General features: G+C 73.2%; 15 protein-coding genes. 11 read left to right on the top strand and 4 right to left on the bottom strand.

Going from position 1 to position 26,766, the window contains the following annotated elements; all coding sequences use genetic code 11:
- Positions 1 to 92: 92 nt before the first annotated feature.
- A complete protein-coding gene (locus ABTY59_RS25430) occupies positions 93 to 3,392 on the bottom strand; it encodes a S8 family peptidase (RefSeq protein WP_352021351.1) in 3,300 nt (1,099 codons plus the stop codon).
- Between the two features lie 469 nt (positions 3,393 to 3,861).
- The gene (locus ABTY59_RS25425) at positions 3,862 to 5,454 is read right to left on the bottom strand and encodes a hypothetical protein (RefSeq protein ID WP_352021341.1); all 1,593 of its coding nucleotides are present in this window, start codon (positions 5,452 to 5,454) and stop codon (positions 3,862 to 3,864) included.
- Positions 5,455 to 5,675: 221 nt separating this feature from the next.
- Between ABTY59_RS25425 and ABTY59_RS25420 the strand changes: the two genes are divergently transcribed.
- Positions 5,676 to 6,344 (top strand): class I SAM-dependent DNA methyltransferase, encoded by a 669-nt coding sequence (locus ABTY59_RS25420; protein WP_352021340.1) that lies wholly within the window; start codon positions 5,676 to 5,678, stop codon positions 6,342 to 6,344.
- Between the two features lie 53 nt (positions 6,345 to 6,397).
- Here ABTY59_RS25420 and ABTY59_RS25415 read toward each other — a convergent pair whose 3' ends face one another.
- Entirely contained in the window at positions 6,398 to 7,240 is an 843-nt protein-coding gene (locus ABTY59_RS25415) for an alkaline phosphatase family protein (protein WP_352021339.1), read from the bottom strand.
- A gap of 68 nt (positions 7,241 to 7,308) precedes the next feature.
- Entirely contained in the window at positions 7,309 to 9,432 is a 2,124-nt protein-coding gene (locus ABTY59_RS25410; protein WP_352021338.1) for an alpha-galactosidase, read from the bottom strand.
- A gap of 119 nt (positions 9,433 to 9,551) precedes the next feature.
- Between ABTY59_RS25410 and ABTY59_RS25405 the strand changes: the two genes are divergently transcribed.
- From ABTY59_RS25405 to ABTY59_RS25360, 10 genes are all read left to right on the top strand, one after another.
- Entirely contained in the window at positions 9,552 to 10,742 is a 1,191-nt protein-coding gene (locus tag ABTY59_RS25405) for an ROK family protein (protein WP_352021337.1), read from the top strand.
- Positions 10,743 to 10,862: 120 nt separating this feature from the next.
- A complete protein-coding gene (locus ABTY59_RS25400) occupies positions 10,863 to 12,149 on the top strand; it encodes an ABC transporter substrate-binding protein (RefSeq protein WP_352021336.1) in 1,287 nt (428 codons plus the stop codon).
- Positions 12,146 to 13,150 (top strand): carbohydrate ABC transporter permease, encoded by a 1,005-nt coding sequence (locus tag ABTY59_RS25395; protein ID WP_352021335.1) that lies wholly within the window; start codon positions 12,146 to 12,148, stop codon positions 13,148 to 13,150. The genes ABTY59_RS25400 and ABTY59_RS25395 overlap by 4 nt, the downstream gene beginning before the upstream one ends.
- Before the next feature lie 7 nt (positions 13,151 to 13,157).
- Positions 13,158 to 14,003: a carbohydrate ABC transporter permease gene (locus ABTY59_RS25390; RefSeq protein ID WP_352021334.1), complete on the top strand. Its 846-nt coding sequence runs from the start codon at positions 13,158 to 13,160 to the stop codon at positions 14,001 to 14,003.
- Positions 14,004 to 14,126: 123 nt separating this feature from the next.
- Positions 14,127 to 16,064 (top strand): glycoside hydrolase family 5 protein, encoded by a 1,938-nt coding sequence (locus ABTY59_RS25385; RefSeq protein WP_352021333.1) that lies wholly within the window; start codon positions 14,127 to 14,129, stop codon positions 16,062 to 16,064.
- A gap of 78 nt (positions 16,065 to 16,142) precedes the next feature.
- Complete coding sequence (locus ABTY59_RS25380) at positions 16,143 to 17,897, top strand: glycoside hydrolase family 35 protein (RefSeq protein WP_352021332.1); 1,755 nt, start codon at positions 16,143 to 16,145, stop codon at positions 17,895 to 17,897.
- Complete coding sequence (locus ABTY59_RS25375) at positions 17,894 to 18,574, top strand: HAD family hydrolase (protein ID WP_352021331.1); 681 nt, start codon at positions 17,894 to 17,896, stop codon at positions 18,572 to 18,574. The genes ABTY59_RS25380 and ABTY59_RS25375 overlap by 4 nt, the downstream gene beginning before the upstream one ends.
- Positions 18,575 to 18,621: 47 nt before the next feature.
- Positions 18,622 to 19,830, top strand: a complete 1,209-nt coding sequence (locus ABTY59_RS25370) for a glycosyltransferase (protein WP_352021330.1) — start codon at positions 18,622 to 18,624, stop codon at positions 19,828 to 19,830.
- Between the two features lie 326 nt (positions 19,831 to 20,156).
- Entirely contained in the window at positions 20,157 to 25,067 is a 4,911-nt protein-coding gene (locus tag ABTY59_RS25365; RefSeq protein WP_352021329.1) for a ricin-type beta-trefoil lectin domain protein, read from the top strand.
- 139 nt (positions 25,068 to 25,206) lie between these two features.
- Positions 25,207 to 26,751, top strand: a complete 1,545-nt coding sequence (locus tag ABTY59_RS25360; RefSeq protein ID WP_352021328.1) for a hypothetical protein — start codon at positions 25,207 to 25,209, stop codon at positions 26,749 to 26,751.
- The last annotated feature ends 15 nt before the right edge of the window (positions 26,752 to 26,766 follow it).

The raw sequence follows: 26,766 nt of genomic DNA, 5'->3' as shown, positions 1-26,766 counted from the left end.
GTCCCGCGCGGGGCGCCTCGACGGGATCTGGCTCGGATACGGCTGGAGGAACGGGCACCCGCGGGTGGTGACGCCGCGTCAGGCGTGCGAGGTCACTTGCCGAGCCACGCGTCGTGGACGGTCACCGTCGACGCGTTGCCCTGCTTGTCCGTGACCTTGGCGGACAGCGAGACGCCGCTGTCCTTCGCCGGGCTCTTCACGACGACCAGACCGCCCACGACCTTCGCGGACTGCCAGGTCTTCCCGCCGTCGTAACTCACGGACACCGCGAGCGACTTGAGGTTCGCACCGGCTGCCGCGCCCTGCACGGTCACCGGCACCAGGACCGGGACGCGCTCGGGGAGGCGCGAGCCGAGGTCGACGGGGGGCGCGAAGCGGACCATGGACACCGGCAGCGCCGTGGTGGCCGCGACCTGCGCCGAACGGAACGTGAAGCCGGTCTCGATCCGGGTGGAGACCGCGCCGGTCTTCGCCGGGCGCTCCACGGAGGCCGTCAGCCGGTACTCGGCGTCGGCGGCGTCGACCGCGAACGGCTCGTAGCCGCTCAGCGGGTCGGTGCTCTCGGCGACCTTCACCCCGTCGCGGTACAGCGTCGAGGTGGACGAGGAGTACGGGACGCTCCCGGAGTGACCCTCGCCGTCGGAGGCGAGCGGCACGGCGCCGACGATCCGCTGCACGCCCGTCACCGGGTCGACCGTACGGAAGACGCCCATGCCCTGACCCAGCAGCGGGCCCATGACACCGGTGTTGAAGGCCTCGCGGTACGTCCGGCCGGCCTCGTAGCGCTTCGGCTCGACCATCTCCCAGGCACCCTCGAAGGCCGGGTAGCCCCACTCGTCCTTGTCGCCCAGCTGGTTGTACCGGGTGAGCCACGTGGCGCCGTCACCCGTGGACACGTAGAAGGTGCGCGTGCCCGGCGCCGGCTGCGGCGCGGAGAAGCCGTTGCCCTCCGGAGCGCCCGGCAGGTGGGCGTACGGGGAGGCGAGCGCCGTCTTGCCGGGCGCGGAGGCACCGAGACCGACCTTCAGGGTGGCCAGCTCGCTCGACTGCACGTGCCGGGTGTAGCCGGTGGCGACCGTGCTCGTCTTCCCGCCGAAGGCCACCGAGTACTGGCTGGTCGCGTCCTTCAGGAAGTGCGCGTCCCAGGTCTGCAGGAGGGAGCCGTCGGTGACGGCCGGACCCATGTGCGCGGTGCGGAAGCCGGTGAAGCCCCGCAGGACCCAGCCGTTGCCGACCCGGCCGATGCCGGTCGCCACCTCGTAGTACGTCCCCGCGTAGTCGGCCTTGTCGAGGCCGGGCACGGTCAGGTCCACCGGCTTGGTGGTGCGCGCGTCGGAGACGACCGTGGTGTCGCCGGTGATCTCCAGCTTCGGCTGGGCGATCCAGTCGGTGCCCGCCGTGTAGTCCGACGGGTCCTGGTAGACGGCCGTGTTCAGCGTGTACGAACCCTTGGGCACCCGGAAGGTGTGGGCGCCGGGCTCGTCGTCGACCCGGGCCTGGAAGTGCGCCGCGGGACCGCCGACGCCGGTCAGCGTGGTGGCGAAGTTCCGGGCGTCGGCGCCGTCACGGCCGAGCGTCCGGACGGTGAGGTCGTACGACTCCGCCTCCCGTACGGCCACCGCGGCCGTGCGGACGGACTGGCCCCCGCCGGTGGCGGTGACGTAGCCCGAGTAGGTGCCGTCGGCCGTGCCGACGCCGGTGTCGGCGACGAGGTCCGCCTCGGCGGTACCGCCGGCGGGCACGGTCACCTTCGAGGCGCCGAGCGAGAAGAACCCGGCCGGGGCGGGCTTGCCCGACGGGTCGAGGGTGGACACCGACAGGTCCAGGGTGACGTCCGTGGTCCCGAGGTTGCGGTAGACGACCTTCTTGGTCACCGGCTTGTCGTCGTCGTGCGGCCAGAGCGCCGTGCCGTAGTTCAGCGACACCGGCTCGGCGACGACGCTCGCCTTCAGCGCCTGCTCGACCTGGATGCGGCCCGTGCCCTGCTGGAAGGCGGTGTAGGCGCCGCCCTTGGCGGAACCGGTCAGCGCGCCCTTGAGCTCGGCGGACTTCCAGTCGGGGTGCCGCTGCTTCAGGAGGGCGGCGGCACCCGCGACGTGCGGGGTGGCCATGGAGGTGCCGTCGATCTGGAGGTAGCCCGGAGCGGGGTGCGGCGTGCCCGGGCGCGTGTCGATGGCGCTGCCGGGCGCGGCGGCCGCCGTGATGGCGACGCCGGGCGCGGTCACGTCCGGCTTGACGGCTCCGTCGCCGACGCGCGGGCCGGTGCTGGAGAAGGGTGCCAGCTTGTCGTCCTTGTCCACGGCGCCGACGGTCAGCGCGGAGTCCGCACTGCCCGGGGAGCCCACCGACGACGGGCCGGATTCGCCCTCGTTGCCCGCCGCGATCGCGAACAGGATGCCCTTCTCGGCGGTCAGCCGGTCGACGGTCTCCTCCAGCGGGTCGACGCCGGGGCTGTCGGGGCCGCCGAGGCTGAGGTTGACGACGTCCGCGCCTTCGGCGGCGGCCCACTCCATGCCCGCGATGACGGCGGAGTCGTCCCCGAACCCCTCGTCGTCGAGGACCTTCCCGCTGATCACCTTGGCGCCGGGGGCGACGCCCTTGAACCGGCCGCCGGACCGGGCACCGGTGCCGACGGCGATCGACGCGACGTGCGTGCCGTGCCCGACGCGGTCCACGGCGTCGGCGGAGGAGGAGAAGTTCTTCTCGCCGACGACCTGCGTCTTCAGGTCGTCGTGGGTCTTGTCGACACCGGTGTCGAGGACGGCGATCTTCACGCCGGTTCCGTCGAACCCGGACTCCCACGCCTTGTCGGCGCCGATCTGCCGGACGCTGCGGTCGAGGCTCGCGCCCCGCACCCCGTCCAGCCACACCTTGTCGATGCCGGAGGCGGCAGCGCGCAGCCCGCTGGTCTGCCGGTTGGTCAGCGCCTCCCACACCCGGGCGACATCGTCCGGGGACGTACGGATGGCGTCCGCGTTCAGCGTCGGGAAGGTACGGCGCAGCTGGGTCTCGCCGGCCGCGCGCACCTCGGCGCGTGCGGCGCCGGCGCCCCCCTCGTACTGCACGATCAGCTTGAGCCCGGCGCGGTGGCTCTTCCGCAGCCGCGGGTCGGTGAGCACGTCGAGGTCGAAGAGCCGCTGGTCGAGGCGGCCCGATTCGATCAGGCGCCGCGCGTCCGCGGGCACCACGAGCGTGTGGTCCCCGGTGCGCCGCACCTCGACGGGTATGCGTTCACGGCCTTCGGCGGACTCGAAGCCCACCATGTCGCCTTCCGCGTCCACCACCACGCGGTCGCCGGTGACGAGCGGGATCCGCTCGGTACCGCCGGGGCGCGGGGTGTCGTCCGGTGCGGCCGCCGTGTGCGCGGCGATCGCCGGCGCGGGGCCTGTCATGCCTGCCACGAGCGCCACCGACGTGGCCGCTGCGATGGTCAGGGCGCGTGCTCTCTGCACGTGTGCGCGCAAGTCTCCCCCAGGAGCTTGGGATGAGGTCGAATGACGGATTCCGGCCGGGGCACGAGGGCGCCCGTCACCGGTCAGCGCAGTATGTGAGGAGCGAAGGACGTGATCAACGCGGGTGGGGGAGCGGGACGTCGAATCCCATGGTTTCCGGCCATCGTGCGCGGGCCGCGTTCGATGGGACGACGATGACCGTGTGACGGCACCGTGACGGCGGAACGATCCTTGCGCGACGGCGGGCCCGCCGGAACCCGCTCCGGGCCAGGTCAGGCACGCTTTCCGGGGGCCGGCGCCGGGGCGACGCGCGCGCGTGGCGGCCGTTGGCCGTATCCGGACCCGTCGCACGGGAGTTCCCTCCGCGCGGCCGACCGCCCGGAGGGAACTCGTGGGTGCCGCGGCCCCGTTACGGTCGGGCGTCGAGCCGGCTCAGCTTGTGCGCGTACAGCACCCGCTGGCAGTAGTCCGTGCCGTCGGGATCTGAGGCGTCCGGGTTCGCCTTGCAGTCGGGGTCGGACCCCGGACGGTGCTCGGAGAGGGACCACAGACGTCCCGTTCCGCGTTCGACGTAGAGGTCCTCGGCGCCCCGGGCGGTCTTCACGGCCTGTCCGCTCGTGACCAACTGCCCGTCGTTCCACGTGTAGCGCCAGAGGTTGCCGGGCTCGTCCGTGCCCTTCGACTCGTTCACGTACAGCGTGCCGTCGTGGGCCGCCGCGCCCTGCGCGCCACCGCCCGCCAGCGGCAGGTAGTTCGCCCAGCCCTGCGCGGTCACGTCCAAGGAGCGCTGCTCCAGATCCGCCACGGGGTACGAGGCGATGCGGCCGGTGGACTCGGCACCGCTCTGCGGCCGGCAGTACTCACCCATGATCAGGCGGTCCGGGGTGGTGCTGCGGTCCAGCGAGATGTAGGAGGCCTTCGGGGCGCCGGTCGGGACGCAGCCGTAGGAACCGGCGGGATTGCCCTGACCCGCCTTGAACTTCCACGCGGCGACCTGCGGCATCACATAGCGGTAGCCGAAGCTGTACCAGACGTTGTCGTGCCGTCCGACCTTGGTCTTGTCCTCGGTGTTCGCGGTGGTCTTCACCCCGTCGGTGTCGCTGCCCATCGCGTCGTGCGTGCCGGGGTCGCCGTCCGGGTCGAGGTCCATGATGGTGCGCATGTCGAAGACGCGCAGGCCGTTGCGGGTGTCGGCGACGTACAGGTAGTTGCCGTACCAGACGATCCCGCCGGCGTGGACGCCCTTCTGGATCGGGTACTCCGAGGCGTGCAGTCCGTCGAAGGAGACGTGGTCGGCCGAGTTGACGTAGGTCCAGCCCAGCAGGACGTGCCGGTACTTGATCTCGGAGATGCCGGAGGCCGGGTTGACCCGGCTCTGGACGAACGTGATCCGGACGCCCTTCTGGTTGCAGGCGTCGTTGGCCTCCGTCTCGGCCGCGGTGCAGTCGCCGGTCGCCGGGTCCGGGTCGTCCTCCCGGCCCGGGTCCCAGCCGTCGTACGAGGCGAACAGCTGGATGTTCCCGGCCGTGCCCCACAGTTCGTCGTCCTGGGCGTCGGAGACACCCGAGAAGCCCTGCGGGACCCACTCCCGCGAGGTGGAGTCGTCGTTCTGCAGGCAGTACTTGATGTCGGGATCCGGGGCGGTGCCGAACGGATCGCGGGAACACCACGGCGAGACGTCGCGGTTCGCCCCGATCAGGAGGTTCTGCACGCCCGACTTGGGGAGCACCGAGTCCAGGCGGGTGACGCGGGCGGTGGTCTCGGCGTTCAGCGCGCCGGGCGACAGGGTGAAGTCACCGGGCGAGGCCGGACCGCCGGGCGTCCAGGCCGCGGTCGCGAGCGGTGCGGGAGCGGTCTCGGTCGCCAGGGGCTCCTGGACCGTGGCGGACGTGACGTCCTGCGGGGCGTCCTCGGCCTGGGCCGGGGCCGTGAGGCCGGTGAGCGCGAGCGAGGCCGCGGCGGCGGCCGTGAGCCAGGCGCGGCGTATGCGCGGTGAGGGCATGCGGGGTTGCCTCCGTCGTTCGGGTGTGGGGGGAGCCCGACGGAGGCTTCCAGAACGACGGAACGAAAGGCAACGACGCCGAGGTGCCGCCAACACCCCGCTATGTCCGGGGCGGTTGGTGCGAAGTCGCCCCTTTCGACCCTTCCCGGTGCAGGACCTGCCGCCGATCCGCACGAGATCCACACGGTGGCCGGCGGGCGGCGTTCTCCTATGATGAGCGGATGTGCGCCCACCGGATCGACCGCCCGTCCGACCTCGACGTGGTCCGTGAGTCCTACGACCGGGTGGCCGACACCTACGCCGAGATGGTGCGGACGACGGGCATGGGCGACATCCGCCGCCACCCGTGGCTCAAGGCGTCGATCGACGCCTTCGCCGACAGCGTGGGCGGCTGTGGACCCGTCCTGGACGTCGGCTGCGGACCCGGCACGGTGACCGCCTACCTCGCCGAGCGCGGCCTCGACGTGTCCGGGGTCGACCTCTCCCCCCGCATGATCGAGAACGCGCGCAGGTTGCACCCCGAGTGCCGCTTCGCCGTCGCCTCCGCCACCGAACTCGACCTCGCCGAGGAGTCCCTCGGCGGCGTCCTCGGCTGGTGGTCCCTGTTCAACCTGCCGCGCGAGGTCCTCCCCCAGGTCCTCGCCATGTTCGCGCGGGCCCTGAAGCCGGGCGGCCACCTCATCGCCGCGACCCACGTCGGCGAGGAGGACATCCGGCGCACCGAGGCCTACGGGGGCGTCCCGGTCCGGTGGACGACCCACCAGTGGAGCCCGGACCGGCTCGTCACGCTCATCGAGGAGTCCGGCCTCCACCCCACCGCCGAACTCCGCCTCCCCGCCGACGCCCACTCGGGCCCGGGCGTGGTCGTCACGGCCCGACGCCCGGGCTGAGAACGGGACGACGGCCGCGGTCCGGCACCGCGCCCGCCTCCGGGCCCGCCCGGTCAGTCCGTGAAGGCGCCGCCGTCCAGGGTCCAGTGGGGGTCGGGCGCGATCCCGAGCGCCGTGTACACGTGGGCCGCGACATCGGCGTGGCCGAGGCGCGCGGGGGCGCGGCCGGCGGTCAGGCCGGGTCCGCACGCGGCGATCCAGGCGGTGCGCTCCTGGAGGCTCCGTCCCCCGTGACCGCCCTCGTCGCGGTGGCCGTGGTCCGTCACCACGACGACCGTCCACGACTCCGTCCCGTGCCCGGGGCGCTCGCGCACGGCGTCGAGCAGCCGGCCGAGACGACGGTCGGCCGCCTCGATCGCCCGGCGGTACTCCTCGCCGCAGCCGCGGAAGTGCGCGGTCTCGTCGACGGCGCCGAGGTAGACGAAGCCGGCGTGGAGGTCCTCGTCCAGGCCGAGGAGGTGCACGGCGTCGTCGGTGACGAGGTCGTCCACCTCCTCCCACGCCCCGGGGGTGTCCTCGCGGGGAGCGACGTAGCGGAGCCGGGTGGGGGCGACGAAGAGCGGGCCGCCCTGCTGGGCGAGGAAGAGGGGCGCCCAGCCGCCGACCGCGAAGGTGCGGCGTCCGAGGTCACGCGCGAGGCGGGTCGTGAAGTCGGGGAAGACGTCGAGCCGGTTGCCGTCCAGGCGGTTGCCCCACACCCCGTGCTTGGTGACCCCGACACCGGTGACGACGGTGGTCCAGCACGGCCCCGACATCGTGGGCGTCACGGGGTCCACCTCGACCGGGGCCAGGAAGCCGGCGCGGGCGACCTCGTCGAGGCGCGGGGTGTGCAGGTCGGGGAGGAGGTCGAGGCGTACGCCGTCGATGCCGACGACCAGGACGCGAGCGTTGTCCATGGGAAATTCCAGGGGAGTCGGGGGCGGGGCGGGGGGCCGCCGGGTCGCGGGGGAGGAGCCGCGGGGCTTCAGGAGCCGACGCGGCGGAGCCGGATCAGGCTGCCGGCGTGGTCGCCGGCCGGCAGCCGCGGGTCGATCCCGTGGCGTACGAGGGCGGCGCCGCTGTGGACCCGGTCGGAGTCGAGGTCCCGGTAGCGCGCCCCGGGGTCGAGGGCGGGCAGCCGCACCGGGGCGGCGGGGTGCCCGAAGCGGGTCGTGGGGCGCCAGGTGAGGAGCGCGTGCTCGCTGTCGTCCGGTGCGGCGTAGTGGACGGCGGTCACCGGGCCCTCGGCGACCCGGTACTGGAGTCCGCGCTGCACCAGCGGACGGATCTCCTTGTACACGGCGACGAGTTCGGCGGTCGCGGCGAGCTCCTCCTCGGACCAGGACGTCAGGTCTCCGCCGAGACCCAGGGCGCCCGCCATGGCGACGTGGAAGCGGAAGCGCAGCGGGGTGCGGCGGCCGGTGGCCGTGTTGGGGCTGTCGGTGACCCATGCGGCCATGGCCTGGGCGGGGAACAGCTGGCCGAAGCCGTGCTGGATCCCGATCCGGTCGACCGGGTCGGTGTTGTCCGAGGTCCAGGCCTGATCGGTACGGGCGAGGACGCCGAGGTCGACCCGCCCGCCGCCGCCCGCGCAGGCCTCGATGCGCAGCCCCGGGTGGGCGGCGCGGAGCCCGTCCATGACGCGGTGGACGGCCCGCGTGTGGTCGATCCAGAGCCGGTCGGGATCGGGGTGGCCGTCCCAGCCCGCCTCGGTGAAGGCCCGGTTGGCGTCCCACTTGAGCCAGTCGACGTCGTTCTCGCGCACCAGCCGGTCGAGGGTCTCCGCGGCCCAGGCCTCCACCTCGGGCCGGGCGAAGTTGAGGACGAGCTGGTTGCGGAGTTCGGTCGCGTCGAGCCGGGGGGAGTGGAGGACCCACTCCGGATGGGCCCGGTACAGCGCGCTGTCCCGGTTGACCATCTCGGGTTCGACCCACAGCCCGAACTCCATGCCCAGGCCGTGCACTTCGTCGACGAGCGGGCGCAGTCCCCTCGGGAAGGCCTCGGGCCGGGGAGTCCAGTCACCGAGTCCCGAACGGTCGTCGCGGCGGGTGCCGAACCAGCCGTCGTCCAGGACGAACAGTTCGGCACCGACGCGGGAGGCCAGCCGGGCGAGGCGGATCTGACCGGCCTCGTCGACCTCGAATCCGGTGGCCTCCCACGAGTTGTAGAGCACCGGCCGGTCCCGCTCGGGCTCGGGCAGGACGTGCGCGCGGACGTACTGGTGCCAGGCGCGGCTCGCGGCGCCGAAGCCGTGCGCCGTGTAGAGCCCGGCGTACACCGGGGTGCGCAGGGTCTCGCCCGGCCGCAGGGTCCACTGGAGCCCCTCGTGTCCGAAACCCCCCGTCCAGGTGGTGCGCCCGCCGGGGTCGCGGTGCACGGTGACGCGCCAACTGCCGCTCCAGGCCAGTGCGGTGCTCCAGACCTCGCCCCGGTCCTCGGCCGCGGTGCCGTCGTCGAGCGCCAGCCAGGGACTGGCGTGGTGTCCGGTGAGTCCGCGACGGCTGGTCAGGACGGTCTCGGCGACGGGAAGCCGGTCGCGCTGGAGCCGGAACTCGCTGTTCCAGCCGCCGACCAGGTGGCTGAGCCGGTAGTCGGGAAGCGGGGGAGCGGTCCAGGAAGCCGAGTCGAGCCGGTCGACGGTGACCGGGTCCGGCGGCCCGTCCGCGGGCCCGGTGTGGGTCAGTTCGGTCCAGCGCTCGATGACGTCGGTGTCGCTCCGGACGCGGTAGCAGAGGGCGGCGCGCAGGGGCCGGTGCCGGTCGTCGAGGAGAAGTCGCAGTTCGCCGCCGTCGACGCGGTGTCCGGCGAACCGCCACTGGGCGCCCCGGGTCCCGTCGGCGAAGCGGACCTGGAGGCCGGCGGGGCCGAAGCGCGCCCCGGTCTGCGGCGCGAGTTCGTCGGCGGCCGCGTCGGACTCGAAGCTGCTGGCGGCCGGGGAGACCGCGTCGGGGACCTCGGCGAGCGTCGAGGTGTCCACGGGCGGACCCCAGGAGAGGTGCCGGGGGCTGCCGTCGGCGGCGAGGCGCAGCGCGTAGAGGCTGTTCGGGGTGCGGAGGACCGCGATGCCGTGGTCGGGATCGAAGGAGACGGGAGGGAGCGTGGCGTGCACGGAGGGGACCCCTGGGTGTGGTGAGTGACAGGAGGCGCGGAGGCGGGCCCGAGCGTAGGACCGGCCCAACTCCCAAATCAATACTGGAAGAAGTTATTTATTTGCTCTATGTTGCTCCCGTGTTTCGACATCACTCCCAGCCTCTGGTCAGTGCGCCTGCCGAGACCGCGGTCCTCGCCCTGCTGCTCGCGGAGGGCCCCCTCAGCAGAGTGGAACTGGCGCGGCGGACCGGGCTCTCCTCCACGGCCGTCACCAAGGCGGCCAGGCCCCTCATCGACGACGGCTATCTGTACGAACTCCCGCCCGAGCGCACCGCACCCGGTGCCGGCCGGCCGGTCAACCCCCTCGCGGTCGCACCCGACCGCGAGTACTTCATCGGGCTGAAGATCAGCTCCGACCAGGTCTTCGGCGCGGTGTGCGACCTGCGGGCCGGCATCCGGGCCACGGCCGCCCTGCCCCTCGACGACTGCACCCCCGAGGCGGCAGCGGCCGTCACCGCCGCACTCGTCGACGAACTGCTCGACTCCGAACCGGCGTTCCGGGCTCGGACGCGTCACCTCGGCGTCGCCGTGAACGGGGACGTCGACCGGGACAGCGGACGGCTCCGTCACTCCGGCCTCCTCGGCTGGCGCGACGTGCCGCTCGCCGAACTCCTCACCGCCGCCACGGGCCTGGCCGTCACCGTCGAGAACGACGTCAGGGCCCTCACCGTCGCCGAGCACTGGTTCGGCGAGGGCATCGGCACCGAGTACTTCGCGCTCGTCACCATCGGCGCCGGCATCGGTTCCGCCCTGGTCGTCAACGGCCAGCTCCTGAGGGGGGCTTACGGGGTCGCCGGCGAGGTCGGACACCTCTGCGTCGACCCCACGGGGCCGGTGTGCCGCTGCGGTGCGCGCGGCTGCGTCGAGGCCATCGCCTCGACCGGCGCGATCATCACGGCGGTCCGCGAGGCCACGGGCCGCCCACGACTCACCTTCGAGGAGGTCGCCGACCTGGCCCGGGACGGACACATGCCGGCACGGGAGGCCTTCGCCCGGGCCGGTCAGGCCATCGGCGTCGGCATCTCCACGCTCGTGAACCTCGTGGGTCCGGAACGCGTCGTCGTCAGCGGCGAAGGCGTCGACGCCTACGACCTGTTCAGGCGCCACATCCAGGACGCCTACGCCGAGCACGCCTTCGGAGCGGCCTCCCGGTGCCCGCTGTCACTGCGGCCGCTGCCCTGGGAGGAGTGGGCCCGCGGCGGTGCGGCCGTGGCGATCCAGGCGCTCTTCCCGCAGTACGCGACCACCACCACGATCGGCGCCGGCTGAGCGTCCCGCAGCCGTCCCGTACGACTCCCTGGCCGACGCCCTCCTCTGCCGGCAAGCACTGACGAAGGCGCCGGCCAGGCAGCACATCCGCCCCGCCACACCCTCACAGAAGGACGCGACATGAGCACACGCAGACCAGAGCTTAGCCGACGCGGATTCCTCACGGGATCGCTGCTCATAGCCGCCGGAACCGTCCTGCCGACCACCGCGTGCAGCACCGACCCCGTCGGGGGCGCCGCCGGTTCCGCGCACACCACCCTCAACGTCTGGTACCACGCGTACGGAGAGGCAGGCACCCAGCAGGCCGTGCTCCGCTACGCCACGGCCTTCACCCGGGCCAACCCCGACATCGCGGTGAAGGTGACCTGGGTCCCCGGCGACTACTCCGGCAAGGTCAACGCCACCCTGCTGACCGACGCCGCCCCGGACGTCTTCGAGATCGGCGACTTCAGCGAGAGCCTCGCCCGCCGCGGCCAGATCGCCGCCCTCGACGACGTGTACGGCACCGCGCGGAGCGACTTCAACACGAACGCCGTCGAGGCCGTCACCGTCGACGGCAAGCTCTACGGCGTCAAGATGATCGACGACGTCATGATGCTCTACTACCGCAAGAGCGCCCTGGCGAAGGCGGGGATCACCCCGCCCACGACCTTCGACGGTCTCGTCGCCGCCGCGAAGGCCCTCACCACCGGGAAGAACAAGGGCCTGTTCCTCGGCAACGACGGCCTCGGCGACTCCGGAAGCATCGCCGTCTTCGCCAACGGCGGCGACCTCGTCTCCCCCGACGGCAAGGTGGCCTTCGGATCGGCGCAGGCCCTCGAAGCGCTCCAAGGACTGAAGCGCCTGCACGACGACAAGTCGCTGCTGCTCGGCTTCACCACCGACTGGTGGGACCCCGCCGCCCTCAGCCAGGGCGTCGTCCCCCTCCAGTGGAGCGGCCTGTGGGCGATGCCCGCGATCAAGGACGCGCTCGGCGACGACTTCGGCGTGCTGCCGTGGCCCGCCTTCAAGGCCGGCGGCGCCCCCGTCGTCCGCGTCGGCGGCTGGACCAGCTGCGTCAACGCCAAGGGGAAGAACGTGGCCGCGGCGAAGAAGTTCGTCCAGTGGCTCTGGGTCCACCAGGCCGACCTGCAGAAGGACTTCGCCGAGAGCTACGGCTTCCACGTCCCGCCGCGCCGGTCCGTCGCCGCCACCGCCGAGAAGCTCTCCCAGGGCACGGCCAAGGAGACCGTGCAGCTCGCCGAGCGGTACGGGAAGCACTTCCCGGGCACCTGGGACACCGCCGTCAGCAGCACCTTCAACGCCGCCGCGATGAAGATCGTCACGGGTGACGGCGACCCCGCCGCCCTCCTGGCCGACGCGGTGAAGAAGGCCCAGAGCGAGATCGACAAGCAGCTCGGCCGATGACCCCGACGACGGACCTCGCGGTGCGGCGCGGGCGGGATTCCGCACGCGGGGCCGGGCGCCCCGCGGCGCCCCCGCGCGGCGCCGCCCGGACCGGCCGGGCACGTCCCGGCCGGTCCGGCTGGGCCGCCTTCGTCCTGCTCACCGCACCGATGCTGATCGGACTCGGCGTCTTCAAGTACGTCGCCATCGGCTGGAGCTTCCTGCTCAGCCTCAGCGACGCGCGGGGCACCATCGCCCTCGGGCACTGGGTCGGACTCGACAACTACCGCCGGCTCCTGGCAGACCAGGCGTTCCGCGACTCGCTCCTCCAGATCCTGCTGTTCACCGCCGTCATCGTGCCGCTCACCTTCGCCGCCTCGCTCGGCCTCGCCCTGCTCGTGCACCGGATCCGACGCGGCCGGGCCCTGTTCCGCACCACGTTCCTGCTGCCGGCGGCCGTCTCGTACGTCGCCGCGTCACTGCTGTGGAAGATGTCCCTGTTCAACGGCCTTCCCGCGGGGATCGCCAACACCCTCGGAGGCCTGTTCGGAGCGGAACCCGTCCCCTGGCTCCAGACCACCTCGCCGCCCCTCTACTGGGTCGCGCTCGTCACCCTGCGGCTCTGGCTCCAGGTCGGCTTCTACATGGTGCTGTTCCTCGCCGGACTCCAGGCCATCCCCAAGGAGCTGTACGAGGCCGCCGCACTCGACGGCGCCACCGGCCGGCGACTCCTCACCAGGATCACCCTGCCGATGCTCCGCAACACCTCCGTCGCCGTGCTCATGCTGCTCTTCATCGCCGCCTTCCAGGCCTTCGACGAGTTCTACAACCTGTTCAACAGCGGCCTCTCCGGAACGGGCACCGCCCCCGTCCAGACCCCGCTGGTCCACCTCTACAACACCGCCATGGGAAGCCAGAACTACGGCATGGGCTCCGCCGGGGCCTTCGTGCTCACCGCCCTCATCGTCGGAGTGACCCTGCTCCAGGGCCGGTTCACCGGATTCGGCAGGAGCGGAGAATGAGACGCGCATGACCACCCTGCCCGCACTGTCCCGCACCGCGCGCCTCCTCGCCCGCGGACTGCTCGTCGGCCTCCTCACCGCGGCCTTCCTCGCCCCCTTCTACCTCATGCTCCGCAACGCGCTCATGGACTCCCGGAGCCTGACCGCGCCCGAGTGGACGTGGTGGCCCTCGACGATGCACGTCGAGAACTTCACCGAGCTCTTCGCCGACCCCGCCGTCTCCATGGGACGGGCCCTCGGCAACTCGCTGCTCATCGCCGCCGTCACCGCGCCCGTCTCCACGCTCCTCGCCTCCGCCGCCGGCTACGCCCTGGCCCGGATCCCGGTGCCCGGCCGCGGAGCCGTCCTCGCCCTGATCGTGGCCACCCTGATGATCCCCGGTTCCGTCACCTTCGTCCCGACGTTCGTCGTCGTCGGCTCCCTGGGCGGCGTCAACACGCTCTGGGGCATCCTCGTGCCCGGTCTGTTCAACCCGTTCGCGGTCCTGCTCTTCCGCAACTTCTACCTCCAGTTCCCCGCCGAGATCGAGGAGGCGGGACGGCTCGACGGCCTCGGCTGGCTCGGCCTGTACCGCCGGATCGCCCTGCCCAGCTCCGGCGCCATGCTGGCCTCGCTCGGCGCGCTCTCCTTCATCGACAGCTGGAACTCCTTCCTGTGGCCGCTGGTCATCGGACAGGACCCCTCCGCCTGGACCGCGCAGATCGCCCTGTCCACCTTCCTCACCTCGCAGACCGTCAACCTGCCGGGCCTCTTCGCCGGTGCCGTCGTCACCATCACGCCCCTGGTCGTCATGTTCCTCGTCGCCCAGCGGTACATCGTCGAAGGCATCGCCACCAGCGGCCTCAAGGGCTGACCGACCCCGAAACCGCACCACGCGTTCCGCACCCGCACCACGCGATCCGTACGGCGCACCACGCGTTCCGCACCCGCACCACGTCCCACGAAAGGCACCCGCCCCCACCCCTAAGGAGCCCCCGTGACCTCCCGCTTCACCCTGCTCCGACGCGCGACGGCAGTCCTCGCCACCTCGTCCGCACTCCTCCTCGCCACCCTCACCCCGAACCCGGCCGCGGCCGACACCGGTACGGCGCCGCCCCCGGCGCTCACCGGCGCCCAGCTCGCCGCCTCCTGGACCGCGCCCCTGTCCACCCGGGACCGGTACGTCGTCGACGCCGACGGCGACCGGTTCAAGCTCAAGTCCGGCAACTGGGCCGGCGCCCAGGGCACCTGGCAGGGCAGCGGCGACGTCGCCGACGTCGCCAACCACCAGGCCCGGCAGATGTCGCACAACATCCCGCTCGGCCTGGACAGGACGCCGATCGACCGGATCCTGGCGGACTTCCACACCCTCGGTCTCAACAGCATCCGGCTCCCCTTCGCCAACGCGCTGATCCACGACACGAGCGCCGTCCCGGACGCGGCCGTCGCCGCCAACCCGCAGCTCAAGGGCAAGACCCCGCTCCAGGTCCTCGACGCCGTCGTCGCGGCCCTGACCGCCGACGGCTTCGCCGTCATCCTCAACAACCACACCACCAGCTACCGCTTCTGCTGCGGACTCGACGGCAACGAGCGCTGGAACAGCGGGCAGTCCACCCAGCAGTGGATCGACGACTGGGTGTTCCTGGCGAAGCGCTACCAGTCCGACAAGCGGGTCGTCGGAGCCGACCTCCGCAACGAGGTCCGCCGCGACACCTGGAACGACCCCAACTGGGGCTGGGGCAACGACCACGACCTCAACAAGGCCCTGGAAGAGGCCGGCAACAGGATCCTCCAGGCCAACCCCGACCTGCTCGTGATCATGGAGGGCATCAACTGGCAGGGCATCCCCACCGACATCACCCCGCACGGCCGCCCGACCCTCACCCCGGTCGCCACCCTCTCCAACACCCTGATCCGCTCCGACAAACTCGTCTACGCCGCCCACTTCTACGGCTACACGGGCCCGAACCACACCGGCGCCACCGGCACGGGCGAGACGCACGACCCGCGTTACGAGGAGTTCACCCCCGCCCAGCTCGCCCAGGTCGTCGACGACCAGGCCCTGTTCGTCACCCGATCGGGCCAGCACTTCACCGCACCCGTCTGGATCAGCGAGTTCGGCGCCGCCGGCCGTGGGGACGCCGACGCCAGGGAACGCGCCTGGTTCGGCAACTTCACCGACATCCTGGTGCGCAACGACACCGACTTCGCCATCTGGCCCCTGGTCGGCTGGACCGACGCGAGCGGCACGCCGCAGGACAACTGGGCCATGGTCAACTACAGCGCGAACGGCACGCGGCTCGGTGTCATGGACGCCGGTGACTGGCGCGCCACCGACTGGAACAAGCTCGTCGGCGCCCCCGCGCGGACCGGCAGGATCGCCCCCGCGACCCGCTGGAACATGCTCAACCTGGACTACGCCGACTACGACGTCTCCGCCACCATGCTCGCCGGGCCGGACTGGTCCCCCGGCAACCGCAAGGGCAACTGCCCGGACACCCAGCGCGTGACCGGCATCGCCCGGAGCAGCGGCCGGGGCCTGTGCACCGACGCCGGACAGCCCGCGAAGGCGAGCGGCCCCTGGACCGTCGTCACCGACGAGCGGTACGTGACCGGCGGCGACTGGGCGAGCGGCTACAACAAGCTCCAGTGCCCGGACCGCACCTTCGCCGTCGGCTACAGCGTCAAGGGCAACGCCATGGCCGCGCTCCTGTGCGCCCCGGCCGCCGCCGCCCTGCCCACCACCGGCCGCGTCCTGTGGTTCGACCACGGCGACAACCGTCCCGCGACCGGCGGTTCCACCGCCAGCGACTGGGCACCCGGCTTCTACAAGGGCCAGTGCACCGACGGCGAGTTCCTCGCGGGCGTCGCCTACACCTGGAAGTGGAACCACGGCGGCGTCCCCGACGCCCTGCTGTGCCGCCCGCTCGCCTGACCCATCCCACCCCTCCGGGCCGGCCGACCCGCACCCGGGCGGCCGGCCCGTCCTCCGCACCCGAGGAGCACCACCGCCATGCCCCGACTGGAGATCGTCGACGACGGATTCCGTCTCGACGACCGCCCGTTCCGCATCATCTCCGGCGCCCTGCACTATTTCCGCGTCCACCCGGAGCAGTGGGCCGACCGACTCCGCAAGGCCCGTCTCCTCGGCCTCAACACGGTCGAGACCTACGTGCCGTGGAACCTGCACGCCCCGCGCCGCGGGGAGTTCCGCCTCGACGGCGCCCTCGACCTCCCCCGCTTCCTCGACACCGCGGCCGCCGAGGGACTCCACGTCCTCCTCCGGCCCGGCCCGTACATCTGCGCGGAATGGGAGGGGGGCGGACTGCCCTCCTGGCTGCTCACGGAGGACGACATCGTCCTGCGCAGCCGCGACCCCCGCTTCCTGAGCGCCGTCGACGAGTACCTCGGCGCGCTCCTGCCGCCGCTCCACCCCCACCTCGGCAGCAACGGCGGGCCGGTCCTCGCGGTGCAGGTCGAGAACGAGTACGGCGCGTACGGCGACGACACCGCCTATCTCGCCGCACTCGCCGCCCTGCTCCGCCGGCACGGCGTCGACGTCCCGCTCTTCACCTGCGACCAGCCCTCCGACCTCGCGCGCGGCGGTCTCGACGGCGTCCTGGCCACAGCGAACTTCGGCAGCCGCACCGCCGCCGGGCTCGCCGCGCTGCGCGAGCACCGGCCCGAAGGCCCGCTGATGTGCGCGGAGTTCTGGATCGGCTGGTTCGACCGCTGGGGCGGCCTCCACGCCCGCCGCGACCCGGCCGACGCCGCCGCCGAACTGGACCTCCTGCTCGGTGCGGGCGCCTCCGTCAACATCTACATGTTCCACGGCGGCACCAACTTCGGCTTCACCAACGGCGCCAACGACAAGGGCACCTACCGGCCCACCGTCACCTCCTACGACTACGACGCCCTCCTCGACGAGGCCGGTGACCCCACGCCCAAGTACGCCGCCTTCCGCGAGGTCATCGCCCGCCACGCGCCCGTGCCCGCCGACCCGCCGCCGACCGCCGCCCCCAAGGCGGCGTTCGGACCCGTCGACCTCACGCTCACCGGGGGCCTCCTCGACCTCGCCGACGCCCTCGGCACCCCGAAGGCCGCCGACCGGCCGCTGACCCTGGAGGAGCTCGGCCACCCCTTCGGGTTCGTCCTCCACGAGACGGACCTGCCGACGCCGGGGCCGGTGCTGCTGCACGCCGAGGACGTCCGCGACCGCGCCCAGGTCTTCGTCGACGGCCAGCCGGTCGGCGTCCTGGAGCGGGAGAACCACGAGCACACCCTCGCCTTCACCGTGCCCCGCCCAGGAGCCCGGCTCGCCGTCCTGGTGGAGAACCAGGGCCGCGTCAACTACGGACCGGGCCTCCACGACCGCAAGGGCCTGCTCGGACGCACCACCCTCAACGGCACCGCGCCCGCGCTCTGGCACAGCCGCGCCCTGCCGCTGGACGACCTGGAACAGCTCGACCTCCGGCCCTTCGACCCGGCCCGGCCGCCGGTCGGACCGGCCTTCCACCGGGGCACCCTCGTCGTGGACGAGCCCGCGGACACGTTCCTCCACCTCGACGGCTGGACGAAGGGCCTCGCCTGGATCAACGGCTTCCCACTGGGACGCCACTGGTCCCGGGGCCCCCAGACCAGCCTGTACGTCCCCGGTCCCGTCCTGCGCCCCGGGGCCAACGAGGTCACCGTCCTCGAACTCCACGCCGCCGCCACCCGCCGTGTCCACCTGCGCGACACGGCCGCCCTCGGGGCCACCGAGGAATGAACCGGCGCTCCGCTCCCGAGCCCGCCGGACTCCAGGCAGTCCTCTTCGACATGGACGGCACGCTCGTCGACACCGAACGGCTCTGGCGGCGGGCCGTCGAGGAGGAGGCCCGCGGCCTCGGCCTGACCCTCACGGAGGCGGACCTCGCGTTCGTCCTCGGCCGGGCGATCGGGGCCTGCGCGGAGCACCTCTCCGCCCGCGCGGCGGGACGCGCGCGGCCGGAGCGGCTCGCCGACTCCCTCGAACGCCGCTTCACGGAGCTGGTGGAGGGCCGGGTCGAGCCCTTGCCCGGTGCACGGGAACTCCTCGCGGCGCTCCGGGCGGCGGGGGTGCCCACGGCCCTGGTCTCCGCGTCACCGCGGCCGGTCGTGGACACCGTCCTCGACGTCCTCGGCCGCCGGAACTTCACCACCTCCGTCGCCGAGGGGGAGACACCGCGCACCAAGCCGTTCCCCGACCCCTACCGGGCGGCCCTGGCCGGCCTCGGCGCCGATCCGGCCCGCTGCGTGGCCGTCGAGGACACCCCGACCGGTGTCGCCTCGGCCGAGGCGGCGGGCTGCGCGGTCCTCGCGGTGCCCTCGTACGTACCCCTTCCGCCGGCGCCGCGCAGGAAGGTCGTCCGCACGCTCCTGGAGGTGGACCCGGCACTCCTCCGACGGCTGGCCGCCGTTCCGTGAGCCGGTGGGGTGGCCCGGATCACGGAGCGGCGGGGACAATGCGCGCCATGCGGATTCTGATCATCACCGCCGGTTCCCGCGGAGACGTCGCGCCCTTCACCGGCCTGGGGCGGCGGCTGCGCGACGCGGGCCATGAGGTCGCCGTCGCGGCCCACGACTCCTTCGCCGGGCTCGTCCGCGGGTGCGGGCTCGAACACCGGACCGTGCCCGGGGACCCACAGGGGCTGATCCGGGACTGGTCCCGGGCCGCCTCGCGCGAGGAGGTCCAGGCGCTGACCCGGGCGTACGCGGACGGGATCGCCGACGGGGTGGCCCAGGCGGTGGCGGGCGGAGCCGACCTGCTGCTCACCGCCCACGGTCCGGCTCCGCTGAGCCGCACGGCCGCCGCGGCCTTCGGCATCCCGGTCATCGGCACCTACCTCGTGCCGTCCTTCGCCACCCGGAGCTTCCCGCTGCCCAACGCGCGGGGCGCCGTGGACCCGGGACCCGAGGGCAACCTCGCCGCGGGCCGTGACGTCCTGCGGCGGGCCGAGAGCGTCTTCGCGGGCGCCGTGACCCGGCTGCGCGACCGCCTCGGGCTGCCCGACGGCACGCCCTCGTCGGCGGCGGCCATCCGGCCGGCGTTCCACGGCTACAGCCCGCTGGCGCTGCCTCGCCCCGAGGACTGGCCGGCCGGCGTCGAGGTGACGGGCTACTGGTGGCCGGCGCGGCCGGACGGCTGGGAACCCCCCGCCGAACTGGCCGACTTCCTCCAGGCGGGACCGCCGCCGGTGTTCCTCGGCTTCGGCAGCATGGCGCCGGGGGAGGGGGAGCGGCTCGGCGAGCTGGTGACCGGGGCGGTGAAGCGGGCGGGCGTGCGCGCGGTGGTGCAGGCGGGCTGGGCGGAGCTGAGCGGTCGTGGCGCCGACGTCCTGGCCATCGGCGACGTCCCGCACGACTGGCTGTTCCCGCGCACCGCCGCCGTCGTCCACCACGCCGGGGCGGGCACCACGGGGGCCGGACTGCGGGCGGGCGTACCCGCCGTGCCCGTCCCCGTCATGGCCGACCAGCCCTTCTGGGCGTCCCGTCTGCACCGGCTGGGCGTCGCGCCCCGGCCCCTGCCCTTCCAGGACCTGACCGCCGCATCGCTCGCCGACGCGATCACGGCGTGCCTGTCGGAGCGGTCCCTCCGTCACCGCGCGGCCGAACTCGCCCGGGGGATCGCCGCGGAGGACGGAGCGGCCCGGGTGCTCGCCCACGTCGACGCGGAGCACTGACCAGGGCCGAACCGTTCCAACATTTCCCTTGAACAAGGGGGTTGGCATGTGGCTAAGGTGATCTCCGCGCGTCGATCGGGGTCCGACCAACCTCCGGGGCGACGCTCACATCACCGGCGGCCGGGGGAACAGTGCCGCCCACGGGGAGGGACGGACCACCATGCCGCGACCACGGTCCGGCACGCCCTGAGCGAGGCCGCCGAGGCCCCGCTCCGCTTCCGGGCCGGCGGGTGAGCCCGTCGCGCGCCCGGAGCTCCTTCTCCTGACGGACGCCCCCACCGTCCTCGTTCCGTACGAAGGATGCAGTTTTGCGTTCCAGACCAAGGATGTTCGCATCCGGATCGCGGTTGTCCGCGGTCCTCACCCCCCTGACCACCTCCGTGGTCGGACTCGCCGTGCTCGGCGGCGTGGCCCTCCAGCCCGGCCTCGCCGCCTCCCCGCGCATGGGCACGGTCGGAAACGACTACGACTGGTACACGGACACCGAAGCCGAGAAGCTGCGCCAGGACCAGTGCCTCATGGCCGAGGTGCTGCGCCGGGGCGGTCCCGCCATGGCCGGCGTCGCCCAGGGCGCCCTCGGCCTGTCGGCCGAGGGGCTCCGCACGGCCGCCGACCGCCAGTACTGGCAGAACACCCCGCTCTCCACGGCGTTCGACAAGGACAAGGCCGCGGCCGACAAGGAACTCGCGGACATCTACGCCCTCCGGGAGAGCTGGGAGAAGCCGCTCTACGGGCTGAGGACCGTCGCCGGCATCAACGACTCGACCTTCCACTGGCCCCCCGGCACCCGGGACGGCGAGGACTTCCACACCCAGACCGGCCTCACCAAGTGGATCTCGGACCAGTACTGGAAGGACGAGGGCGACTTCTACGCCGACCCCACCCCGAAGGCCGACGAGAAGACCCGCACGGCCGTCACCGATCTGGGCACGCCCCTCTACGGCAAGGCGCCCGACCCGCAGACCAGCACCGACTGGTACCGCGACGGCGCCGAGCACGACGGCTTCGAGCGGCTGAAGGGGGCCGCCTTCGAGCCCACCGGCGCGGACAACGCCCGTCTCTTCCTGGCCAACGGCGGCTTCCCCCGCACGGGCCCGGTCCCGGGCAGCCCGGAGTACCGCATCGCGGTCGAGGACCTCAAGACGCGCTTCTCGACCTGCGCCTGGCGCGACCCGATCGACCCGAACAAGGTCACGGGCCCGGTCGCCGACACCGCCGCCGCCGAGTGGCAGCGGGAGATCGCCTCCCAGGCCGCCCAGCGCAACAAGGTCGTGGACGCGAGCGAGGACGCCACCAAGGCACTCGCCGCAGGCGCCCGTGCGCTCGGCCAGATGCTCGGCCATTCCTGGGTCGCCGACCGCCTCACCCGCTGGCAGGACTTCTGGTCCGCGGGCGGCGTCGGCTGGATCGGCGATTCCGCCGCCACCATCGAGCTGAAGGGCGCGGCCGGCAAGTGCCTGGAGGTCCAGGGCGGCGCGACGGCCAACGGCACCCCCGTCCAGGTCTACACCTGCAACGGCACGGCCGCGCAGCAGTGGCGCATGGAGGGTGACGACCTCGGCCTCCACCTGCGCAACGTCAAGTCCATGAAGTGCCTCGACGTCGCCAACAACGGCTCGGCCGTCGGCACGAAGATCCAGATCTACGACTGCAACAGCAACTCGAAGGCGCAGACCTGGGCGTACACCCCGCGCTCCACCACGCAGCTCAAGGGTGTCGGCTCCGGCAAGTGCCTGAACTTCGCCACGTACGACCTCGGCAAGGACGCGCTGCTCGCCACGTGCGCCACCGCCGCCTCGCAGCAGTTCACCATCAAGCCCTCCGGTCACACCGGCGAGGTGCAGCCCAAGGCCCACCACGACCAGGCGGCCAAGGGCATCACGGACGCCCGGACGGGTGCCAAGGCGCAGCTCGCCGTCATCAAGCAGCAGGCCGCCGCGGCCAGGACGGCCGCGGCCGCCTCCGACGCCGCCGAGCAGGCCGCGTACGCCATCGCCGACGCCGGCGGCGCCCCGCGCGGCCGGGGACTCCTCGTGGGTCTGCAGAAGGCCCAGGTCACCAAGGGTGCCGTCGCCGCGCTCGACGCGATGGTGAAGGCGGGAGAGACCGCCGAGGCCGCCACCCGCGCCGCCGCTGCCGACAGCGAGACGATCGCCCAGCGCGCGCTCGCCCAGGCCGCCCTGTCGAAGGCCGAGTTCCGCAAGGAGGCGGCCCGCGCCGCCGAGGCGCAGGCCAAGGCCGCGGCTGAGGGTGCCAAGTTCCAGCGCGACACCGCCAAGAAGGAGAAGGAGACCGCCGAGGCCAAGCTCGCCGTCGCCGTGCAGGCGGAGGCGGACGCCAAGGCCGCCGCTGCCGAGGCCCGCGCCCGCAGGCTGTCGGCCGAGGCGCAGGAGAAGACCGCCGAGAAGGAGAAGCTGACCGCCGCCGCCAAGCAGGGCGAGGCCGCCGAGCACCGCAGGAACGCCGAGGCAGAGGCGGTGAAGGCGGACGACGCCAGGAAGCTCGCCGAATCCGCCGAGTCCACCGCCGTCAAGAAGAAGGACGACGCCGTCGAGGCCAAGGACAAGGCCCGCGAACTGCGGGACGACGCCTGGGCCGCCGAGCAGCGGGCGGACGCCGCCCGCGCCAAGGCCGACGCCAAGGAGGCCTACGCCCAGGCCCACGAGTCCGACGCCGCCGCTCAGGAGTCACGGGCGGCCGCGGACGCCGCGGACACGCACGCGGACAACGCGGAGGCGGCCGCGACCCGGGCCCGCGGTGAGGCCGACGCGGCGACGCAGGCCGCCGCCGAGGCGGACGCCGCGGCCGGCCGCGCCGAGGCCGCCGCGAAGCGGGCCCGCGCCGACGCCGACGCCGCCCAGGCCGCCAAGCTCAAGTCCGAGGCCGCGGTGAAGACCGCGACCAGCGCCGTCGCCGACGCCCTCGCCGCCTCGCAGCGCGCCGCGGACGCGGCCTCGACCGCGCTGAAGCTCGCCGACGAGGCCGACGCCCGGGCGAAGGAGGCCAAGACCCACGCGGACGAGGCGGACAAGGAGGCGGGCAAGGCTCTCGCCGCCGCCGCCAAGGCCGCGGGCTTCGCCCACGTCACGGCCCAGGCCGCGGTGGACGCGGGGAACTCCGCCGCGCAGGTCGCCCAGCCCGCCAACGACGCGATCCAGCTGGGCTCCCCGTACGTCACGACCGACTCGGCCGCCGGCCTCGTCGTCCTGACCGGCCAGGCGTCCAAGACGATCGCCGAGCAGCAGAAGGCCGTCGCCGACGCCCACGCCAAGAACGCGCAGGAGGAGGCGGCCGCTGCCAAGGCCCTCGCGGACGCGGCCACCGGCGAGGCCAAGCAGGCCTATGTCCACGCCGCCAACGCCGCCGGCTACGCGGCCGAGGCGCGCGGCTACGCCAAGGAGGCCCTCGGCTACGCCGCCGACGCCGCCCGCGCCGCCGCCAAGGCCGCCGATTCCCTGGCCCGTACGGTCGAGTGGGACCGCCAGGCCGGCGAGGACGCCGCCGCCGCCGACAAGGCGGCCGGACGCGCGGAGGGTCATGCCAGGGCCGCCCGCGACTCCGCCGACCAGGCCGCCCTCGACGCCGACGCCGCCCGCGACGCGGCGAGCGCCGCCGAGCAGGCGGCCAGGGACGCGCGCGCCGCAGCCGACCGCGCCGACTCCGCCGCGACCGCGGCCGAGGAAGCGGCCAAGGACGCGCTCCGGTACGCCAAGGAGGCGCAGGAGGCGGCCGAGTCCGCCGCCCGGAAGCAGGCCAACCAGCGGATCAAGGACGGGGCGGGGACGGGAGGACTCGGGAGCACGTTCTACGTCGTCGACGAGGACACCCTCAAGATCACCGACTCCCAGCAGAAGAACCCCTGCGAACTCAAGCCGGGCTTCACCGGCTGCACCGTGACCTTCGCCCTGACGTTCGACGTCGACGTCGAGTTCTTCCTGTGCGGCAACCCGGACGTGCCGGCGACGGAGGAGGGCTGCCCGTCCCAGGACACGCTGCTCCTGGAACGGCAGTCGTTCAAGGGGCTGAAGAAGGAGGTCACCCGCTACTTCAGCAAGTGGGACCTCATCCAGGAGACCATCGCCTACAAGCTCCTCAAGGCGATCCTGCTCCAGGACTTCATCGACTGCTGGAAGGGCAGCGCCGGCGGCTGCGCCTGGGCCGCCAGCAACTTCATCCCGGGCAAGGCGTTCACCAAACTCGGCGAGGCGATCACCGCCCTCCACGCCGCGCTCAACACCGGGATCGGCGTCCGTGACGCGTTCAACGCGCTCAAGAAGCTGGACGGTCTCGACCCGGCGACCCTCGCGCGGCTCGAGAACACGGTCAATCTGTACGAGGACCTGCTGACGTCCTGCAGGGTCAACAGCTTCCCGGCCACCACCCGGGTGCTGATGGCGGACGGAAGCCACAAGGCCATCGGCGACGTCCGGCGCGGGGACCGCGTCCTCGCCGCCGACCCGGAGACCGGGCAGCGCCGCTCCCAGGAGATCTCCTCGACGTTCGCGCACGACACCGAGCGGCTCGTCGACGTCACGCTCGTCGACGGGTCCGTCCTGACGAGCACCGCCGGACACCGCGTGTACGTCGACGGGCGCGGCTGGACGGTCGTCTCCGAGCTGCGCACGGGCGACGCCCTGACCACTCCCGAGGGCGCTTCGGTCGCCGTCGGCGGGCTCAAGGACCGCTCGGGGCTCGCCCCGAGCAAGGTGTACGACGTGACGGTCGACGGCCTGCACACGTTCTACGTGCGTCCCGAGGGCCCGCGGGCGAAGGACCTCCTGGTCCACAACTGCATGAACCTCACGGACGAGCTCCTCTTCCCGAGCACCGAGGCGCACACGCTGAGCCGGCACGTCAATGTGACGCCCCAGCAGGCCGCCGACTTCGCCGCGGAGAACCTGCGCAAGGGCCGGCCGGGGATCAGCAGCGTCTGGACGGACCAGGACATCGCCCAGCAGGCGGTCGACCGGGTCGTGTCGAGCTACTTCTTCCCGAACGGGAAGCGGAGGCAGGCCAGCTTCGACGCCCTGGACAACTGGCTCAACAAGCGGGGCCAGTGGGCGAACAAGGACGAGTTCCCGATCACCGGCTCGTGGGGCGAGTACCCGTCCCTCGGCAAGGTGTACCGGCCGGACGGCTCGTGGACGGCCGCCGGGAACGAGGTCAAGGTCGTCCTCAAGCGGATGAAGAAGAACGGTCACATGGGATACATCATCTACACGTCGTATCCGGTCTGACCGGCTCGGCGGTCGGCCGGTGGCCGGGGATGACCTGACGCCCGGCCGGCCCGCGACGAGGGCCCGCCCCCTGCTCGGGGGCGGGCCCGCTCCATGGCCGGGCGGAATGCGCCCGGCCCGATACCGAGGGAAGTGGCTGATGGCGCGGCGGCGCGAGCGGTACGGGGATTTCTACGAGGGGGACTTCGGTCTCAGCGAGCTCACCGCGCGGGTGTGCGCGTCCCCGGGTCCGCCGCACCTCGATCTCCCGGCGGTGCTCCGGCTCGCCGCGGACGTGGCGGAGGTGTGCGAGGGGGAAGGCGCCGTCGAGCTCGGGAACGACGTCCGCCTCCTGCGGGACTCCGGGGTCCGCGAGGACTCCGTGCGCGCGGTGTGGCTGGCTGCGGTGGGCGGGCGCTTCGATCCGTCCGAGCACGGTCTGGACATGCCCGGCTGGCTGCGGACGCTCGCGGAGCTGTACCCGGCCCGGACCCGCCCGGAGAGCGGCGGGAGCGGCTTCGCCCGGCCCGAGTTCGACGAGGCGCGCTTGCGGCAGGAGGTCGTCACGGAGATCCGGACGGCCGCAGCCGAGGCCGGGGGCGTTCCGGCGCCCGACGCCGGGCCGATGCCCGACGCCGGGCCGATGCCCGACGCCGGGCCGATGCCCGACGCTGGGCCGGCGCCTGACGCCGGGCCGATGCCCGACGCTGGGCTGCCTGACGCCGGGCTGCCTGACGCCGGGCCGATGCCGCCCGGGCCCGGCGGCGCGTCCCTCCCCGGAGTGCCGTCCGCGTCCGCCGTCCCTCCCGCCGGGGCGGCACGGGCGGCGTTTCCCGGGGAGGCGCTGGAGTCGATCGCGGTGGAGGCCGACGCCGACCTGGCGCTGCGTCTCTGTCTGCGGGTCCTCAAGGCGCGGCGCATCCCCGTCGGCACGGCGCAGTTCGACCGGCTGAGGGCGCTCGACGAGCGCCTCGCCTATCCCGGTCCCCTGGTCCAGGACGGCCTCGCCGTGCGCTGGCCCCCCGTGGACCCCGCCCGCCGTGACGCCGAGGGGGACGCCGGTCTCACGGCGCTGGCGTCCCGGTTCGCCGGAGCCTGGCACGCGTCCGCGGCCTCCGTCGTCCTGGACCTGGCCGTGGCCGACGACGAGGCCGGACAGACCCCGGGCTCCGCCGCGGCGCTGCTCCTCCAGGACGTCCTCCGGCTCCTGGACTCCCCGCTGCCCACCGGCACGATCACCACCGTGTGGGGGGCGGCGTCGGAACAGGGGTACGACATCGAGTCGGCCGGGACCGACGGGCGGGAGTGGCTCCGGACCGTCGCGGCGGCCTGCCGCGACCACCTCGCGCGGGTCGCCCCCGCCTATGAGCCCCGTACGGCCCCGATCAGACCCGAACTCGCCGACGCCGTCCTGGACGTGCTGCGGGAGTCGGCACCGGAGCTCGCGCACCGGACCGTGAGCCCGCACGCGCGCCCGCTCGCGGGCGCCGACGCGGCCGAGGCGGTGGCGCGGGTCGTCACCGAGGTGGACCCGGACCTCGGTTTCCGGCTCCTCGTCCGTCTCCTCTCCGTCCTCGCCGTCCCGCTCACCGAGGAGCGGTACGTCCGCTGCCGCACGCTGGGCGAGCGCTTCGGCCTCGGCGCCTGGCACCTGTCCGAGTCCCTCGAACGGCTCGTCGGGCACGAGCGCGGACAGGGGACCTAGGGGGTGTTTCGGAAG

This window comes from Streptomyces sp. NPDC096079, assembly GCF_040303145.1.
Taxonomy (GTDB): domain Bacteria; phylum Actinomycetota; class Actinomycetes; order Streptomycetales; family Streptomycetaceae; genus Streptomyces.
The sequence above is the reverse complement of the archived record's forward strand: the minus strand, read 5'-3'. Positions and strand labels throughout refer to the sequence as shown.

What these genes read in the sequence shown, in the direction of transcription:
- ABTY59_RS25430 (WP_352021351.1), bottom strand. Translation starts at nt 3,392, where the DNA reads ATGACAGGCCCCGCGCCGGCGATCGCCGCGCACACGGCGGCCGCACCG.
- ABTY59_RS25425 (WP_352021341.1), bottom strand. Translation starts at nt 5,454, where the DNA reads ATGCCCTCACCGCGCATACGCCGCGCCTGGCTCACGGCCGCCGCCGCG.
- ABTY59_RS25420 (WP_352021340.1), top strand. Translation starts at nt 5,676, where the DNA reads ATGTGCGCCCACCGGATCGACCGCCCGTCCGACCTCGACGTGGTCCGT.
- ABTY59_RS25415 (WP_352021339.1), bottom strand. Translation starts at nt 7,240, where the DNA reads ATGGACAACGCTCGCGTCCTGGTCGTCGGCATCGACGGCGTACGCCTC.
- ABTY59_RS25400 (WP_352021336.1), top strand. Translation starts at nt 10,863, where the DNA reads ATGAGCACACGCAGACCAGAGCTTAGCCGACGCGGATTCCTCACGGGA.
- ABTY59_RS25395 (WP_352021335.1), top strand. Translation starts at nt 12,146, where the DNA reads ATGACCCCGACGACGGACCTCGCGGTGCGGCGCGGGCGGGATTCCGCA.
- ABTY59_RS25390 (WP_352021334.1), top strand. Translation starts at nt 13,158, where the DNA reads ATGACCACCCTGCCCGCACTGTCCCGCACCGCGCGCCTCCTCGCCCGC.
- ABTY59_RS25380 (WP_352021332.1), top strand. Translation starts at nt 16,143, where the DNA reads ATGCCCCGACTGGAGATCGTCGACGACGGATTCCGTCTCGACGACCGC.
- ABTY59_RS25375 (WP_352021331.1), top strand. Translation starts at nt 17,894, where the DNA reads ATGAACCGGCGCTCCGCTCCCGAGCCCGCCGGACTCCAGGCAGTCCTC.
- ABTY59_RS25370 (WP_352021330.1), top strand. Translation starts at nt 18,622, where the DNA reads ATGCGGATTCTGATCATCACCGCCGGTTCCCGCGGAGACGTCGCGCCC.
- ABTY59_RS25365 (WP_352021329.1), top strand. Translation starts at nt 20,157, where the DNA reads ATGTTCGCATCCGGATCGCGGTTGTCCGCGGTCCTCACCCCCCTGACC.
- ABTY59_RS25360 (WP_352021328.1), top strand. Translation starts at nt 25,207, where the DNA reads ATGGCGCGGCGGCGCGAGCGGTACGGGGATTTCTACGAGGGGGACTTC.